The sequence below is a fragment of the candidate division KSB1 bacterium genome, from assembly GCA_016214895.1.
Lineage (GTDB): Bacteria > Electryoneota > RPQS01 > RPQS01 > RPQS01 > JACRMR01.
This window is the reverse complement of record JACRMR010000002.1, coordinates 463805-478493: the sequence shown is the minus strand read 5'-3', so window position 1 is coordinate 478493 and position 14689 is coordinate 463805. Positions and strand designations below refer to the sequence as shown.

Sequence of the window (14689 nt, the reverse complement as noted above, 5' to 3'; positions counted from 1 at the left end):
TTAATTAGGACAGATGCCGACGTCGCCGGAACACTGGTCCAGAATCGGTTCATATTCCACGAAGCTAATGAAGCCCTCGGGATTATCGCGGCAATCCAGAATCATCACGCGCAGCACCACGTCGGCGCTGTTGGTGTTCCAGTAGTTGTCGGTGCAATCGATATTGTGCGTATTGATATGGCACGAATTCACGATCACATTGATCTTGTCGATCGAGATCATGCAATTCTGATTGAACGACGGGTAGGTCGCTCCCAATTGCTCTTCGGTGACCCCGACGTTCATCACGCGATTGATGGAGCGCAGCATGTTATGATGAATCAGGACGGTGGAATCGACGCGGGAGCCGAGGTCAAAGGCGTACGCGGATTGCAGTACATGGTTCCGATAGACCTCGACATTCTGGATATCATCGAGCAGCATGACCCCGGACCGCTCGGTTGTGGAGGTATCAAATCGGCCGCAGTCCTGGAACCAGTTACAGAAGATTTCGCCGTCGCGGACGCTTTGCAGGCTCACGGCAAATGTGCGGGCGCTGAAGAAGATATTGTGCTGAACATCCACCGTCGAAATCCCGTAGACGCGGAAATCGAGACTCACATGGTCGAAGACACATCGCGTGAGGGATACGGTCTCGCCAAGGAGCTGGCTGGTGCAGTCGATTGCCTTGCTGGCGAGGTTGCTGAAGAAACAGTTATCGAATGTGGCGCCGTTGGTTTGCACGCGGACGGCGCTCGTGGCATAGTCGAAGCGGCAGTAGGCAAAGGTCGGCCGTTCAGCCCCGGGCAGAAAGATCACGCCATCCCAGTCATAGGGGCTGGGGGCGAGAAAAGTCGAGGTAAACGAGACATACGCGTCAACGGTGCCGGTAGCGCTCAGCGCCCCGCTGACCACGATGCGATTGGGTTCGTCAACGCGAACGAACGCCCCCGGCTCGATGGTGAGCGACACCCCGACGGGGATGTTGAGATCACCTTCGAGCACGTAGTGCCGGCCGTTGCCTTGCCAGGTGACGTCTCCGGAGAGTGGCGTCTGGGGAACGAGCGTCTCGGCATAGAGCGGGATGACACCAAGGTCCAGACTTTCGCCGCGCAATTCGATCAACCGCGGCACTGACCATCCAAAGCCGTCGCGCCGGACGACAAGAATGTAGTTGTTCTCGGCCAGGTCGGGGAAATTGAATCGTCCGTCCGCGTCCGTCGTGATTCGGCTCAACAGCAGGCGGCCGTCACGCCGCCAGTCAAACGCGGCGGGTGCCGAGTATTGAAATCCGACGGACCGTTCCCGGTTGGTATAGTACCAAACTTCGGCGTCTCCGTAGCTCGGTTCTTCGAAGATCTCAACGGTCACACCTTCGACGGACCCCCCCTCAACGGAGACCCGGCCGGATAACCCGCTCTTCGTGTCTTCCTTCTTCTTGCATCCGAGCGACAGCGCGAGCAAGACGATCAGCAATGAGATTGTGAGTCCGGTTCGGGAGTTCATTGTACATCTCCCCGTGATCATCTCAAATAGACAATTGAAGCGGAGGCGATTCCCCACAGAGCAACATTGATCAGCGTGGGCTTGTCGCGCACCAGCAGGCTCGAGGGATCGCCGCCCTCGCTCTTGTAGTAGATCAGGTACAGGTACCGGAACAGTCCGTAAACGACGAACGGCAGCGTCCAGAACAGGTCGCGCGTGCCGTAATGTTGAAAGGTGTCGTCGGAAATGGTGTACAGGCTGTAGGAAACCATGGTCGCCGCCGTGAGCGTGGCGAGCATCTGGTCGATGAAGGCAAGGTTATAGTGCGCGAGGCTGGCACGGTGCGCGGCGGCGGCCTCGCCGAGTGTAGCGATTTCGTGCCGTCGTTTGGCCAGCGCCAGGAACAGCGAGAGCAGGAAAGCGCACAGGATCAACCAGTAGGAAAGATAGACATTCGGGAGAAACGAGCGGATCACGGCCACGCCGGCGACCGCGCGAAAGACAAACCCGGTACTCAGGAGCAGCACATCGAGGATGACGGCGCGCTTGAGTCCGAGCGTGTAGATAACGTTAGTCGTCCAATACGCAACGGCGATCCACCCGAAATACGGGTCCAGCAGGAACGCCCAAATGACGGCGATCGCCGGCAGGAGTCCGGCAACCGCGATCGCAGTCGTCAGGGAGATCCGACCGGACGGCAGCGGGCGGTTTTGCTTGCGCGGATGGTGTCGGTCACCCGGCAGGTCGATCAGATCATTGAACGCATAGACGCCGCCGGACAGCAAGCAGAAGGCCAGAAATCCCTGGACGACGTACAGGATCGCCGCGGGGTTCTCGATCACGACTTTGGCCGGCGAGAACAGTAACGCGGCGAACAGGACGAGGTTCTTCGTCCACTGCGCGGGACGGACGAGTTGAATAGTACCGACTAACTGCCGCACGCGATCAGAGTTTCACGACGTTGGGACGCGGTCCGAGCTGCTTGGTGGCATTGCGGGCGTCGAAGATCAGTTTGGCCTTCGCCACGATATTCGCGTAATCAATAGCGGTGTGATCCGTGCTGATCACGATCACGTCACAGGCCGCGATCAACTGCTCGGTCAGCGGCACGGACTTGTGGGTCTTGCCCTCGATCCGAACTGAGGCAATAAACGGGTCGTGGTAGCTGACATGCGCGCCGCGCTCATCGAGTTCTTCGATGATATCCAGTGAGGGCGACTCGCGCGGGTCGTCGATATCGCGTTTGTAGGCCACGCCCAGGACGAGAATTTTGGAGCCTTTGATCGACTTCTCGTGCTCGTTCAGCGCTTCGGCGATTCGCGTGACCACATACTCGGGCATCCCGCCGTTTATGTCATCGGCAAGTTCGATGAAGCGCGCGCGGTATTTCAGTGTCTTCAGTTTCCACGACAGGTAGATCGGGTCGATCGGGATGCAGTGTCCGCCCAACCCCGGACCGGGGTAGAACGGCATGAACCCGAACGGTTTGGTCGCGGCGGCCTGAATCACTTCCCACACATCAACTTTGAGCAGGTTGCACATGATCGCCAGCTCATTCACGAGTCCAATGTTGATTGAGCGAAAAGTGTTTTCGAGCAGCTTGGCGAGTTCAGCGGATTTGGTCGAGGAAACGGGAACGAGATGTTCGATGATGACCGAATAGACGGCGAGCGCAGCCTGCAGGCAAGCGTCGGTGTGTCCGCCCACAACTTTGGGCGTGTTGTTTGTGTGATAAACGGGGTTGCCCGGATCGACGCGCTCGGGGGAAAAGGCAATGTAGATGTCTTCGCCGATCTTGAAGCCTTTGTCTTCGAATGCCGTAACGATCAGCTCTTCGGTCGTCCCAGGGTAGGTGGTACTCTCGAGAATGAGCACCAGCCCCTTGTGAGCGTACTTGAGGATTTCGTCGCGCGCCGAAATGATGAAGGAAATGTCGGGATCGCCGGTCTTGTTGAGCGGAGTGGGTACACAAATCGAGAGGGCGTCGATATCCTTGATGACCGAATAGTCCGTCGTGGCTTTCAGGTGGCCGGACTTGACGACCTTGGCCAGATCCGCTTGCGGAACGTCGAGGATATAAGACTCGCCGGCGTTAACGCGTTTGACTTTGTCGTCGCTGAGTTCGATCCCGGTGACATGAATACCCTTCAGGGCAAACTCCACCGCGAGGGGGAGTCCGACGTACCCGCATCCGATCACGCCGACGTGCAGCGTCTTGTTCCGAACCTTCTCTTGCAGCTCTTTGATATTCATTAACTTACCGTTAGATTCTTGCATTGCACAGATTGGTAATATACGCCCCGGAACCCAAAGAAGCAATTCAGGCGGACCCGGAGTTTGCCTCGCCCGCCCGCAGTTTTGCAATTGTTATACCAGAGTTTACGAGGCGAGAAGGGGCAGGGTTCCCGGTATGAATTCGGTAATGAACGCAGCGATCAGGATGGGACGTAAGTCAGGCTGACGCTTGGATGGTCATTTTTCGGGCGGCTGGCTAGACCTGACCCGCCGGAATTCTCGCGACATTATCACATGGCGTTCAACTTCGCCTGGCGCCGCTGTGTCCAATAGCTAAGTCGGCGGCGAGACGGTCAGCCGCGGCTCGAAGGCCAGCGACGGGCGCACGGCTAAGTACTTGAATCGGAGACAATTATGCAGAAGTCATGGATCAGATGTTTGCTTGCGGTGATGTTAACGGCACAATGGTCCGCCGCAGTCCCGGCCCGACCAACGGGCTTGCAGGCCCTGCACCGCGACGGGCAGACCTTCTTGACATGGGATGAAGTCAGCGGGGCTGAAACACGGTACAACATCTACAGCTCGGGGACGCCGATCATCGACGTCAGCGGACTCTCGGCCTTGGGAAACGTCGATCAGAACTCGTCACGGGATGCCCGGGGTCAGACGGCGGAAGGCGGCGGCGCGAAGTACTTCGCCGTGATCCCGAATTTGCCGCTCTCGGCAACCAAGGGGTTGTTCGTGAATAGTGCCATGACATCCGCTCAGGTGTACTATGCGGTTACGTCCTATGATGGCGGCGGCGAGAATGACACGGTGGTCAGCAATCAGAACACATTGGCACTGCCGGTCAGCGAGCAGGTGCATGTCCCCACGCCGGTTTTGCAGCGTACCGTGGTTTCCGGAACCAACACCGTGGAAGTTTACGTACACTGGGCGAGTGATTTCGGCGCTCCTTCCTATCCTGCGCTGGCGAATATCGCATCGGTGCCGTTTCATTTCGGGCTGGTGCGCCGTGGCGCAATCAGCCCGCATCCGTTGTTGTTTCGTCCGCACGCCCGCGGCGGAAGCTACATGGCAGTGATCGGTGGCGTTGGCAACCCTGAGGAGTGGACGCTGGCGCTGGATGATGAGATTGCCGATACCACGCGCAACACCTTTTGGTTCGGGTATCACGAGGATTTGCAGCGGAATGTGGGCGGAATGTCGGCCGCTCCCGATTCCGGAACGGTAATGGATTTCACGCTGCGGCGAATGGACTGGACGCTGGATTGGGCGCTGGCGAATTTGCCGGTGGACAGCAACCGCGTGTACATGTTCGGCGGGTCGATGGGCGCGCTCGGATCCGTGTTCTATGCGCTGCGTCGTCCGGAGCGCATTGCGGCGATCTGGGGAACCGTCCCGAAATTTGATTTTTCATTCTTGAACGATCCGAATCCGGCGAATACGTACAACACGGGCGGCGCTGAGCGTCGCGTGGCGGATCGGCTGTGGGCGCCGGTCGCGACAAATCTTCCGGCGAGCAACGGGTACAACACGTACACTTGGTTGAACGCCGGAGCCATCGCGAAATTGCGGACCGCTGACGCTCTGCCGCCGCTGATGATGTTTAATGGCAAGCAGGACGTGGTGGTGGGTTGGGCGGAGAAGATTCACACGTATGCCGACTATGACACGGCACGACAGTTGTGCATGTTCTTCTTTGATCAACGCGGGCATGGACAGAGCGGCGGCGCACAGGCCTGGTTGCCGGAACAGCACGCGAGCGAGTGGCTGTATCAGTTCCGTCGGGATCTCTCCTATCCGGGCTTCTCGCGCTGCAGCGCGAACCATGATCCGGGTGATGGCAACATGACGAGCGGCGACTCGATTGGCGCGCTCAATGCTTACTTGAACTTTGCGAACATCACGGACAACGACAGCACGTGGCAGGTGACGCTGACGCGGAATGACCTGCAATCGATGTGGGGAACGGTGGCGGCGCCAGAGTCGATCTACGTGGACGTGACGCCGCGTCGCTTGCAGCAGTTCGATCCATCGGCAAGTCCCGGTTTCGCGTGGCAAGTCGAGCGGCTCAGCGACAACGCGGTGATCCAAACGGGGACGGTCAGTTCCGATGCGTTTGGATTGCTGACGGTGCCGCAGGTATTGGTTGCCGGAACCGGTTCGCGACTGACGATCGGAGCCAGCGGCGAAGTGCCGTTGAATCCGAACGCGCCGCCGATTTATGTGTCCGTCGTCTCGCACAACGAGGAGCCGCCGGGGAATCCGGACTATCTATCGAGCGCCATCATCTACAACAACCACCGCACGGCGTTGGTTGAGTTCGCGAATATGCTGGCCGGGCTGTTCGGCGGCGGCGTGCGGTACAACTACCAATCGGATTGGAATTTTCTGCAGGCCGTGGACGCGTACGACACGGGCACGGAGTCCACGAACAACAAGAACGTGGTGCGTTGGATGTACGAGGACCTTGGGTATTCCATTGATCCGCATGCGCATGAGTCCGAATACAACTGCGCCGACGTAGCGTATTTGGTGGAACAGACCGGTGTTCCGACGTCGCATGTGGTCGGCGGCATGATCGTGTTGCCGCCGGAGAGTTCGCTGGTGGAGTATTTTCGTGACACGCTGACCGCGATTCACTATCCTCCTTATCAATGGAAAGCCGAAATCGGCTGGGGCGGTGGGACTCGGTTGCACGTGAACGAGGACACGATTCACATCGCGGGAATCTGGAAACCGTCGAGCAACGAGGATTTTCTGCGGCACGAAGACAACGCGCCGCTTCCGCAAGTCGGCAGATATGAGTCGGACTTCACCGGACTGCAAGACCTGCTGGATCGCGCACAGGCGGGGCAGCTTGACTCCGCGACGATGCACACCCTGACGCTGACGTTCGGGCAGGCGCAGTACGTGAATCCCGGCTTCATCGACAGCGTGCGGAGCAGCTTCCTTGCGCTAGCGCCGTATGTTGATTTGAATTTGATTCGCTTTGTGACCTTACAGGAAGCGGTGCAGATCTGGCGCGCCGAGTATGACTCAAGCTGCGGGCGGTTCTCGGAATATCTCGGGGACTACTATGTTTCGCCGCCCCGGAATCTGACGGCGAATCGCTGGGCGAATCAGCTTTGGTTGCGCTGGGAAGGCGAGCGTTGCGTGCCGCAATATCGCGTGTACGGGAGCGGCGACGAAAGTTTCGGCGCTCCGACGCTGATGGGTGCGACGAGCGCAACCTGGTTTACGACAACGACGGATTCGCTTCGTCGCTTCTATCGCGTGACCGCGAGTTCTGAGTGAGCGACGCCGTTCGCGCCGCGCCGAAGCCGGTCCCGAGGCTGACCCATAGCAAACCCCGTCCAGTGGACGGGGTTTGCTGCGAGTGGAACCGACTCTTGTCTGAGGTTATTTCAGCAGCACGAGTTTTTGGATTGCGCTGAAATCCCCCGCGGACATCCTCACAAAATAGAGACCCGACGCGAGCGCGGAGCCGTCAAGTTGCAGCCGGTGAATCCCCGGAGCGAATGCCTGCGCGGCCAGCTCCGCGACATGGCGGCCATTCAAATCAAACAGTGCGAGTTCGACAACGCTCGCGATCGGCACCGCAAACGAGATCGAAGCTCGCTGATTGAACGGATTCGGGAAGGGAGGCTCGAGTTTGAATACAGTGGGCACGGGCTCCGCGTCGGCCAGACCGGAAGCGACGATCGAGAAATCCGCCGCGCTCTCTGCCCGGGACAGGGCATCATAGAACGTGGCGACGCGGACGCGGCAGTGCTCGCTGGCCGGTAAGTCCGGTGTCCAGGCGTAGTTGCCAGTATTGGCGGTATTGGACGCGATAGTTTCCCAGTTCCCGTCAGGATAGTCGCGATTGAGAGTAATCCGCACGTTGCCCTCGTGCTCAGGCGCCGACCACAGAATGTTGAACGGCGCTCCCGCGAGAAGCTGCTCTCCTCCACCCGGCGCCGCGAGAATGATGCTCGGTGCGCGCAGGATGAAATCGGCGTCGGACGTATCCGCGATCGTGGAGTCGGTCATGGACAGGAGACGCAGGCGGCACATCCCGCCTTCGGGCCAGCGCGTGATCCAGAATGCCGTGCTGTCGGCCTGAATGTTGGTGGCCACTTGATCCCATTCGCCATCGGGAAATTCCCGCTTCAGTTGCAGTTGAAGTCTGGAGTTCACCAGCACGCGCTCGAACTGCACGGAGAGTCGCAAACCGGTTAGGATCAATTCTCCGCCATTGGGCCAGACCAGCCGAAGCCGGGGCGTATGCAGACTGAAATCCCCGTCCGTCGTGTCACTGAGCGCGGGATTGGACAGGTGGCCGATGCGGAGCCGGGCATGATCCGATTCGGCACCGGTCGGCGTCCACTCATACAGGCCGTCATTGGCGGTGGAGGCCGCAATGGTTTCCCATGCGCCGGATGGATAGTCATGGTTAAGCTCGATGGCAACTTCACCGCCGTAAACAGTTCCGTTCCAGGTGATGTCCAGAGATGAATCGAGCGCGAACTCAGCGCCGGCATTCGGAGTTCGAAACCGCAGGCCCTCGGGCCCGGTGCGGACCAGTACCGCATCATAATTGTTGCCGATCCCGAGGTCCCAGACTCCGGTGATCATGTAGGAGTGTACCGCCGTCTCCATGATTGCAGTGGCCTGCGCACCGCTGCCCGCACCGTAGAGTCGATACCAGAGGAAGTTGCCCGCGGAGTCCATGTGGACGACCTGCGCCCCGATCAGGGCCGAATCAAGATCTCCAACGGTTCCGGTCAGCACAATTCCGCCGTCCGCGGTGGATGCGGATGCGAAGGTGATTTCGTCCAATGGACTCACGCTGTGCAGCCGCGTCCAGAGCGTACCGCCGTTCGCATCGGTCTTCATCAGGTAGGACGCGAAGTGAGAAGTCGCAGCCATATACTGCGTGCCCGGAAATAGGAAGCCGCCGTCGGCCGTCGGCACTCCGCCCGCGCCGAAGCTGTAAATGTTGCCGGCGGCATAGACGCGATTCCAGATTTCGTTTCCCAGGGAATCGGTCCGGACGGCGAGGGAATTCCAGTTCTGCTGCTCGAAGGCGGCATTGCCGGAGAGGATGAAGCCTCCGTCAGGCACCAGTTCAACGGTGACGAACGCTTCGTTGCGCGCGTCACCGTAGGACCGTGTCCATAGAGTGTCTCCGTTGCTATCCGTACGCACGAGTGCGGCGTCGGCATCGCCCGCGTCCGACAGTCTGCTGCCGGCGATCACGAAGCCCCCGTCGGGCAATCCGCGCAACGCAGCAGCCAGATCTTCGCCGCTGTTTCCGATGAGCCGGGTCCACAGGGTATCTCCGTCGGCATCGATACGAACGAGCAGCACGCGCGTGATTGTGTTTGCCAGATCGTAAACATACCCGGCAATAGCGAATCCGCCTTCGGCCGTTTGGACGATCGCCGCCGCTTCCGTTTGATCGCCGAGGTGATACATTCGATGCCAGAGGGTATCGCCGCCAAAGCTGAAACGAGTGATGGTCATGTCGTAACCGGCATCAACTTGAGCGTAACCGGCAACAACATAGTTGTCGTCAACCGCATTGCACACACAGGTAATGACATCCAATCCGGGAACTCCCGAACTGCGCATCCAGACGAAATCCGGTTCGGGCTGTGCGTAGGACACTGCCACGACCAAGCTCGAGCCGGCAAGCAAAGTAACGAGATTCATGATTCGCCTCGCGGAGAATGTTTTGTCAAGTTGATGGCGGAGCGGAAGTCGCTCGCATCACTTGACCGTTGCATGAACAGGAGCAATATACCACTGGATGGCGCGGCAATCAAGCGCCGGGGAGACGGCCCCACCGACTGCCCGGATTCAGACCTGTTGAGTCCAATTTGGAACGCTGGATTGGTTCCGGGTTGACGATCCTGGCATCGGCCCGAGCTGCGCAAGCAATCAAGAAATGGATCGCGCTTGCCGAATCACTTGACAAACTGGAATTCCCTCCGTATATTACCATTAGGTTAATTAACCAATTGGTTCAAAGACATGGCTCTCGATAATTTAAGCTTAACATTTTCAGCCCTTTCAGACCCGACGCGTCGGGCGATCTTGGCGCATCTGGCGTCTGGCGCGACGTCTGTCGCTGAACTTGCCAAGCCCTTCAGGATCAGCGCACCAGCGGTAACAAAACACCTGAAGGTCCTCGAACGCGCGGGTCTGATCACGCGCAGCCGTCAGGCTCAGTGGCGGCCCTGTCAATTGGATGCTAAGCCTCTGCACGATGTTGCCGACTGGGTGGAGCAGTATCGGCAATTCTGGGAGCAGCGTCTCGATCGACTCGAAGCTTACCTACATGAAATGCAAGCAAAGGAGGACACGGATGGCGGCATCAGGAACTAAACCCGCGTTGGCGGACACGTCGGATCGTGAGGTCGTAACTTCGCGCCTGATTCGGGCTCCCCGCGAACTGGTGTACAAGGCGTGGACTGATCCGCAGCAAGCGGTGAAATGGTGGGGTCCGCGCGGCTTCAGGACGACAAGCCATGAGTCGGACATTCGCCCGGGCGGAGTATGGCGATACACGATGCACGGGCCGGACGGGCGGGACTATCCCAATCGGGCGCGTTATCTTGAGCTGGCTCCGCCGGAGCGACTTGTTTACATCCACGATGACGGCCACGACGAATCGTCGGGGTTCCATGTTACGGTCAGGTTTGAGGCGGTGGACGGCGGGACGCTCCTGACGATGCACGCGGTGTTTGCGACGGCTGCAAGGCGGGATTTTGTGGTGACGGAGCATAATGCGATCGAAGGCGCGAAGCAACACCTGGAGCGGCTTGCGGAGCACCTGGCGAGCGGGATCACGCTGGCGGGAGCATTGAGCCTCGCGTTGCCATCGCCGCGGGAATTCACAGTGACGCGGATCGTAAATGCTCCGCGCACGCTTGTGCTGGAGGCGTGGACGCGGCCCGAACATGTGGTGCGCTGGTGGGGATTGCGGAGTATGACGATGCCGGTCTGCCAAATCGACTTTCGGCCCGGCGGTCAATATCGATTCGTCTTGCGCGCCCCTGACGGGCAAGAGCACGGGTACCACGGAGTGTACAAGGAGATTGCGCCGCCGGACCGGATAGTGAGCACCTTTGTCTATGAGCCGCTGCCGGAGCATGAGGCGCTGGTCACGACTCTCTTCGAAGCCCTCGGCGAGCGGACGCGGATCGTGGAGACCGTGTTACATCAGTCGCAGGAGGATCGTGACGGGCATCTTGCCGCAGGTGTGGAGGCCGGAATGCGCGAGACGTTCGAGCGGCTGGAGGAGTTACTGCGGGAGCTGCAACCGCCGGAGGTCCATTAAATGAATGAAGTCGAGACATATTTGAAGTCGTTGCCGCCGGCATCGCGGGCGACCCTGGAGAAGCTGCGAGAGACCATCCGCGCGGTGATTCCGCAAGCCACGGAGGTGTTAAGCTACGGCATGCCGACGTTCAAACTGGACAAGGGGATCGTCGCGTACGCGGCGTTCAAGGACCATTGCAGCCTATTTCCGATGAGCGCGACGATTCTGGACCAGTTCGGCGATGAAATCGCAGCCTACCGCGCGTCGAAAGGCACGCTCCATATTCCCATCGGCGGGTCTCTGCCCACGGCGCTGGTCAAGAAACTGGTGAAAGCGAGAGTTGCGGAGAACCAAGCCATCGCGAACCAACGCGCGGCGAAACAACCAAAGAGGAAGGAGCGATGACGGAACCGGAGTTCGTAATCAAACGAGTATTCGATGCGCCACGCGAGTGGGTGTACAAGGCGTGGACGGAACCGGATCGGCTGGCCCGATGGTGGGGTCCGCGGGGATTCTCGATCATGCGTGCGCAGCTTGACTTGAGGCCTGGTGGCGTCTTTCACTACGGCCTGGTATCTCAAACCGGTCAGGAGATGTGGGGACGATTCCTGTTTCGTGAGATCGTTCCGAACGAGCGTTTAGAGTACATCTCCTCGTTTTCAGATGCGGCGGGCAGGGTTATGCGTTACCCGGGCCATGAGGAATGGCCGCTCGAGATCCTGTCGATCGTGATGTTCCGCGATACCAACGGCGGGACGATGCTAACGCTGAACGCCACACCGTGGCAAGCATCGGAGGCAGAACAGAAGGTATTCGAGGCTGGCTTCAAGTCGATGGAAGGCGGTTTTGGCGGAACGTTCGATCAGCTTGACGCTTACCTGTCGTCCACGATGAAGGAGCACCGTTCTTGAGCATTCCATTCAGCTCAACCGACGTCATGCCGGACCGCGACAAGGACGGCTGGACGCAGAGCCTGGAAAGACTGGAGGCTTCGGTCAAAGCGATGTGACGTAATTGCTTGGGACCGGCGAAAACAAGGGGGCCGACTCAGTGACGAGTCGGCCCCTTCGCGTGCACAAATCCGCTGGACCCGCTATTCGAGGCTCAGAATATAGCAGCGTCCCGAGTTCTCACTTTCGGTGTCGTTCCACCGGGCGCCGGAGAGGATTTCGCTTGAGCCGTTGCCATCAAAGTCGCCGATATTCACGAGGCAACTGCCGAGGCGATCGGCGACGGCCTCTCCGGTGTACTTGTAGAATTCCTTGTCCCACCCGCCGTAAAAGAAATGCACGGTGCCACGGCTACCGGACTCCTGATCGGCCTGAGCAGCCCAATCGCCCTTCTTGTCGCCGTTGATATCGCCGAGACTGAATACGTGCTGTCCGAACTTGCCGGCTTCGACGCTGCCCCAGAACGTGGCAGAGGGCACATCAGACAGTTTTTCTGCGCCGTGGTACAGATAGACCTTGCCCAGCTGACGGCCGCCTTGCGAGCACTGTGGAGCGCCAACAACCAATTCGGCCTTGCCATCTCCATCGATATCCGGCACGACAGCCACTGACCACCCAAACTGATCCTGGAACGAACTCTTCTCCCCTTTCAGGATCTGAGATGCGCTGGAGAACTTTGCGTCTTTGCCGCCGAAGAAGATGAAGGCTGCACCGAAGTAATCGGCCTCGGTTCCAAAGTGTGGCGCGCCAATTACCAAATCGGCCGTCCCGTCGCCGTTTAGATCCCCTGTGCTCACGGAAGTTCCGAAGAGATCATTCATGGTTCCAAGGCGGATTTCCTTATCCGGAGACTTGGACACGCTTCCGCTCCTCCCGAACCAGATGTAGGCGCGGCCCGACGTGGCGCCCGATTTGGCCGAATGTGGTGCGCCGACGATGAGGTCGGCAAGGCCGTCACCATTGATATCGTCCTTGAGACTTACAGACTGGCCGAAGCTGTCCTTTGACTCTCCCATGGTCAGAACCGCCGAAGCGGACCTGCCGAAGTCCGGGCCTCCGAAATATAAATAGACCTTTCCGGCCGGCTTCTGGCCGGTGCCCTGGCCGCCGTCGGCAGCCACAGCGAGATCGGGCATACCGTCGCCGTTGAAGTCACCGCCGCCCGAAAGCGAACTGCCGAACAGTTCACCCTCCACCCCGCCCTGAATGGTCAGGACGGGCGCATCCGCCAGCAGGTTGTCGTAGAGATTCACATAGCCGCGACGTACGGGTCCGTCGTTTTCGCCCGTTGCGGAGATCGCATACAGCTTCGCGCCGCCGGTCCAGGCGTAGGCGCCTTCGACACCGGAGCCGAAGTAGGCACGGGTCTGCTCGCCGGAAATCACGCGGAGCAAGTTCTTGGCGTTCTTGCCTTCCAGTTGGGCGAGCGCGAGCGTGAAAATGACCAGCACGGCGACGAGCGCCATCAAAATGTAACCAACACGCTTCATAGGGAGGATTCCTCTATGGTGGGTTCCGGCCGCCTGATTTGCGACGCTCTCACGCGCGAGTGAGAGGGATCGAAGAGATGTTCGGGGCGGATGCGATGAACTCAGAGAGAGAGAGGAGCGCAGGCCACTGCCCGCACTCCTCGTGCTCTCTCAAGCTAAGCGATCAATCAGCGAACGCGAACGAGGTCAATGCGGCGGTTCTGGTACTTGCCGGCGTCGGTCGAATTGGTCGCGACCGGCTTGGAAGAACCATAACCCTTGGCAACGAGTCGATTCGGCTCGACGCCGCGCGAGATCAGGTAGTTGCGGACAGCGTCGGCCCGGGCCTGCGACAACGGATTGTTGATCGCATCGCTGCCGGTATTGTCCGTATGGCCCTGCACCTCGAGCAATTGAATTTCCGGGTGCTCGTTGATGAGCTGAGCGGCGCCGTCGAGGACGCGGGCGAACTCATCGGTAATCTCAGCTGACCCGGTGGCGAAATTGACGCCCGGGAAGCTGACCACACCGCCGGCCTCGGACCACACGGACTTGATCGAGTCCTTGGCCTCGGGGCGCAACAGTTCGAGGCTGAGCTTGAGGCTCGGGTTGCCCTCGAAGATGTAACGGTGGATAAACTCCTTCGGACCTTCGGGCTGCTTGGAATAGACTTCGGCTTCCTTGCGCTGCCGCTTCAGCGTGCCGAACATGCTCTTCATCGGGTTGCAATCCTTGAAGTAGAAGTTCACCGACAGGCGGTGGTTCTCATCGAGGAAGTCCTGACGCTCAGTCACGTAGGCGTACTGCACAGCGAAGTTCGAGAAGTTGAAGCCCATTCCGGCGGTGAACCCGCGCTGCTGGACAAACAGATCGTTGATCCCGGCGGCGATGTAAGCCGACGTTTTGTCCGAGACATCGAAGTCGTAGGCGGCGCCCAAACCGGAAGTCGCGTCCTCGTCCTGCACTTTGATCAAGTCAAAGGCAGCGGTGATGTGCTTCCACGGAGTGACGCCGACGCCGAGGCGTGCCTCGAACGGGACCTGATCGTCGCCGTGCTTACCCGCGATATCGCGGATATTCGCGCCGAAGCTCAGTTCGTCGTAGGGTTTGAACAGCAAGCCGGCGTCGAGACCGTAACCGGTATTATCGGCAAGGTCCTCTTGCAGGTACTTGGCTCCGAGTCCGAAAGCGAGGCCGGCTCCGAGCGTCCGGCCGAAGCCGAGCTGGAAGGCGTTGCTCGAGACATCGAAGTCCCC

11 protein-coding genes are annotated in these 14689 nt (G+C 59.3%); 5 read left to right on the top strand and 6 right to left on the bottom strand.

Annotated elements, in window-relative coordinates; translation table 11 throughout:
- Genes HZB60_01905 through HZB60_01895 form a run of 3 tightly spaced genes read right to left on the bottom strand, consistent with a single transcriptional unit; the run spans position 1 to position 3717 of the window.
- Complete coding sequence (locus HZB60_01905; GenBank protein ID MBI5058516.1) at positions 1-1485, bottom strand: carboxypeptidase regulatory-like domain-containing protein; 1485 nt, start codon at positions 1483-1485, stop codon at positions 1-3.
- Positions 1486-1502: 17 nt separating this feature from the next.
- Positions 1503-2405: a decaprenyl-phosphate phosphoribosyltransferase gene (locus HZB60_01900; GenBank protein MBI5058515.1), complete on the bottom strand. Its 903-nt coding sequence runs from the start codon at positions 2403-2405 to the stop codon at positions 1503-1505.
- Between the two features lie 4 nt (positions 2406-2409).
- Positions 2410-3717 (bottom strand): nucleotide sugar dehydrogenase, encoded by a 1308-nt coding sequence (locus HZB60_01895; protein ID MBI5058514.1) that lies wholly within the window; start codon positions 3715-3717, stop codon positions 2410-2412.
- A gap of 396 nt (positions 3718-4113) precedes the next feature.
- Between HZB60_01895 and HZB60_01890 the strand changes: the two genes are divergently transcribed.
- Positions 4114-6999 carry a hypothetical protein gene (locus tag HZB60_01890; protein ID MBI5058513.1) on the top strand — a complete coding sequence of 962 codons (2886 nt, stop codon included), beginning with the start codon at positions 4114-4116 and terminating at the stop codon, positions 6997-6999.
- A 105-nt stretch (positions 7000-7104) separates the two neighbouring features.
- Here HZB60_01890 and HZB60_01885 read toward each other — a convergent pair whose 3' ends face one another.
- The gene (locus HZB60_01885; GenBank protein MBI5058512.1) at positions 7105-9402 is read right to left on the bottom strand and encodes a T9SS type A sorting domain-containing protein; all 2298 of its coding nucleotides are present in this window, start codon (positions 9400-9402) and stop codon (positions 7105-7107) included.
- Between the two features lie 321 nt (positions 9403-9723).
- On the opposite strand from HZB60_01885, the gene HZB60_01880 reads away from it, so the two are divergent.
- The 4 genes from HZB60_01880 to HZB60_01865 are packed head-to-tail and all read left to right on the top strand — an operon-like array spanning position 9724 to position 11925.
- Positions 9724-10077: a winged helix-turn-helix transcriptional regulator gene (locus HZB60_01880; GenBank protein ID MBI5058511.1), complete on the top strand. Its 354-nt coding sequence runs from the start codon at positions 9724-9726 to the stop codon at positions 10075-10077.
- Positions 10058-11032, top strand: coding sequence for an SRPBCC domain-containing protein (locus tag HZB60_01875; protein ID MBI5058510.1), 975 nt, complete (start codon positions 10058-10060; stop codon positions 11030-11032). Before HZB60_01880 ends, HZB60_01875 begins: the two co-directional genes overlap by 20 nt.
- Positions 11033-11419 (top strand): DUF1801 domain-containing protein, encoded by a 387-nt coding sequence (locus HZB60_01870; protein ID MBI5058509.1) that lies wholly within the window; start codon positions 11033-11035, stop codon positions 11417-11419.
- Entirely contained in the window at positions 11416-11925 is a 510-nt protein-coding gene (locus HZB60_01865) for an SRPBCC domain-containing protein (protein MBI5058508.1), read from the top strand. Before HZB60_01870 ends, HZB60_01865 begins: the two co-directional genes overlap by 4 nt.
- 182 nt (positions 11926-12107) lie before the next feature.
- Here HZB60_01865 and HZB60_01860 read toward each other — a convergent pair whose 3' ends face one another.
- Complete coding sequence (locus HZB60_01860; protein MBI5058507.1) at positions 12108-13454, bottom strand: FG-GAP repeat protein; 1347 nt, start codon at positions 13452-13454, stop codon at positions 12108-12110.
- Between the two features lie 167 nt (positions 13455-13621).
- Positions 13622-14269, bottom strand: coding sequence for an OmpA family protein (locus tag HZB60_01855; GenBank protein ID MBI5058506.1), 648 nt, complete (start codon positions 14267-14269; stop codon positions 13622-13624).
- Positions 14270-14689: the final 420 nt, after the last annotated feature.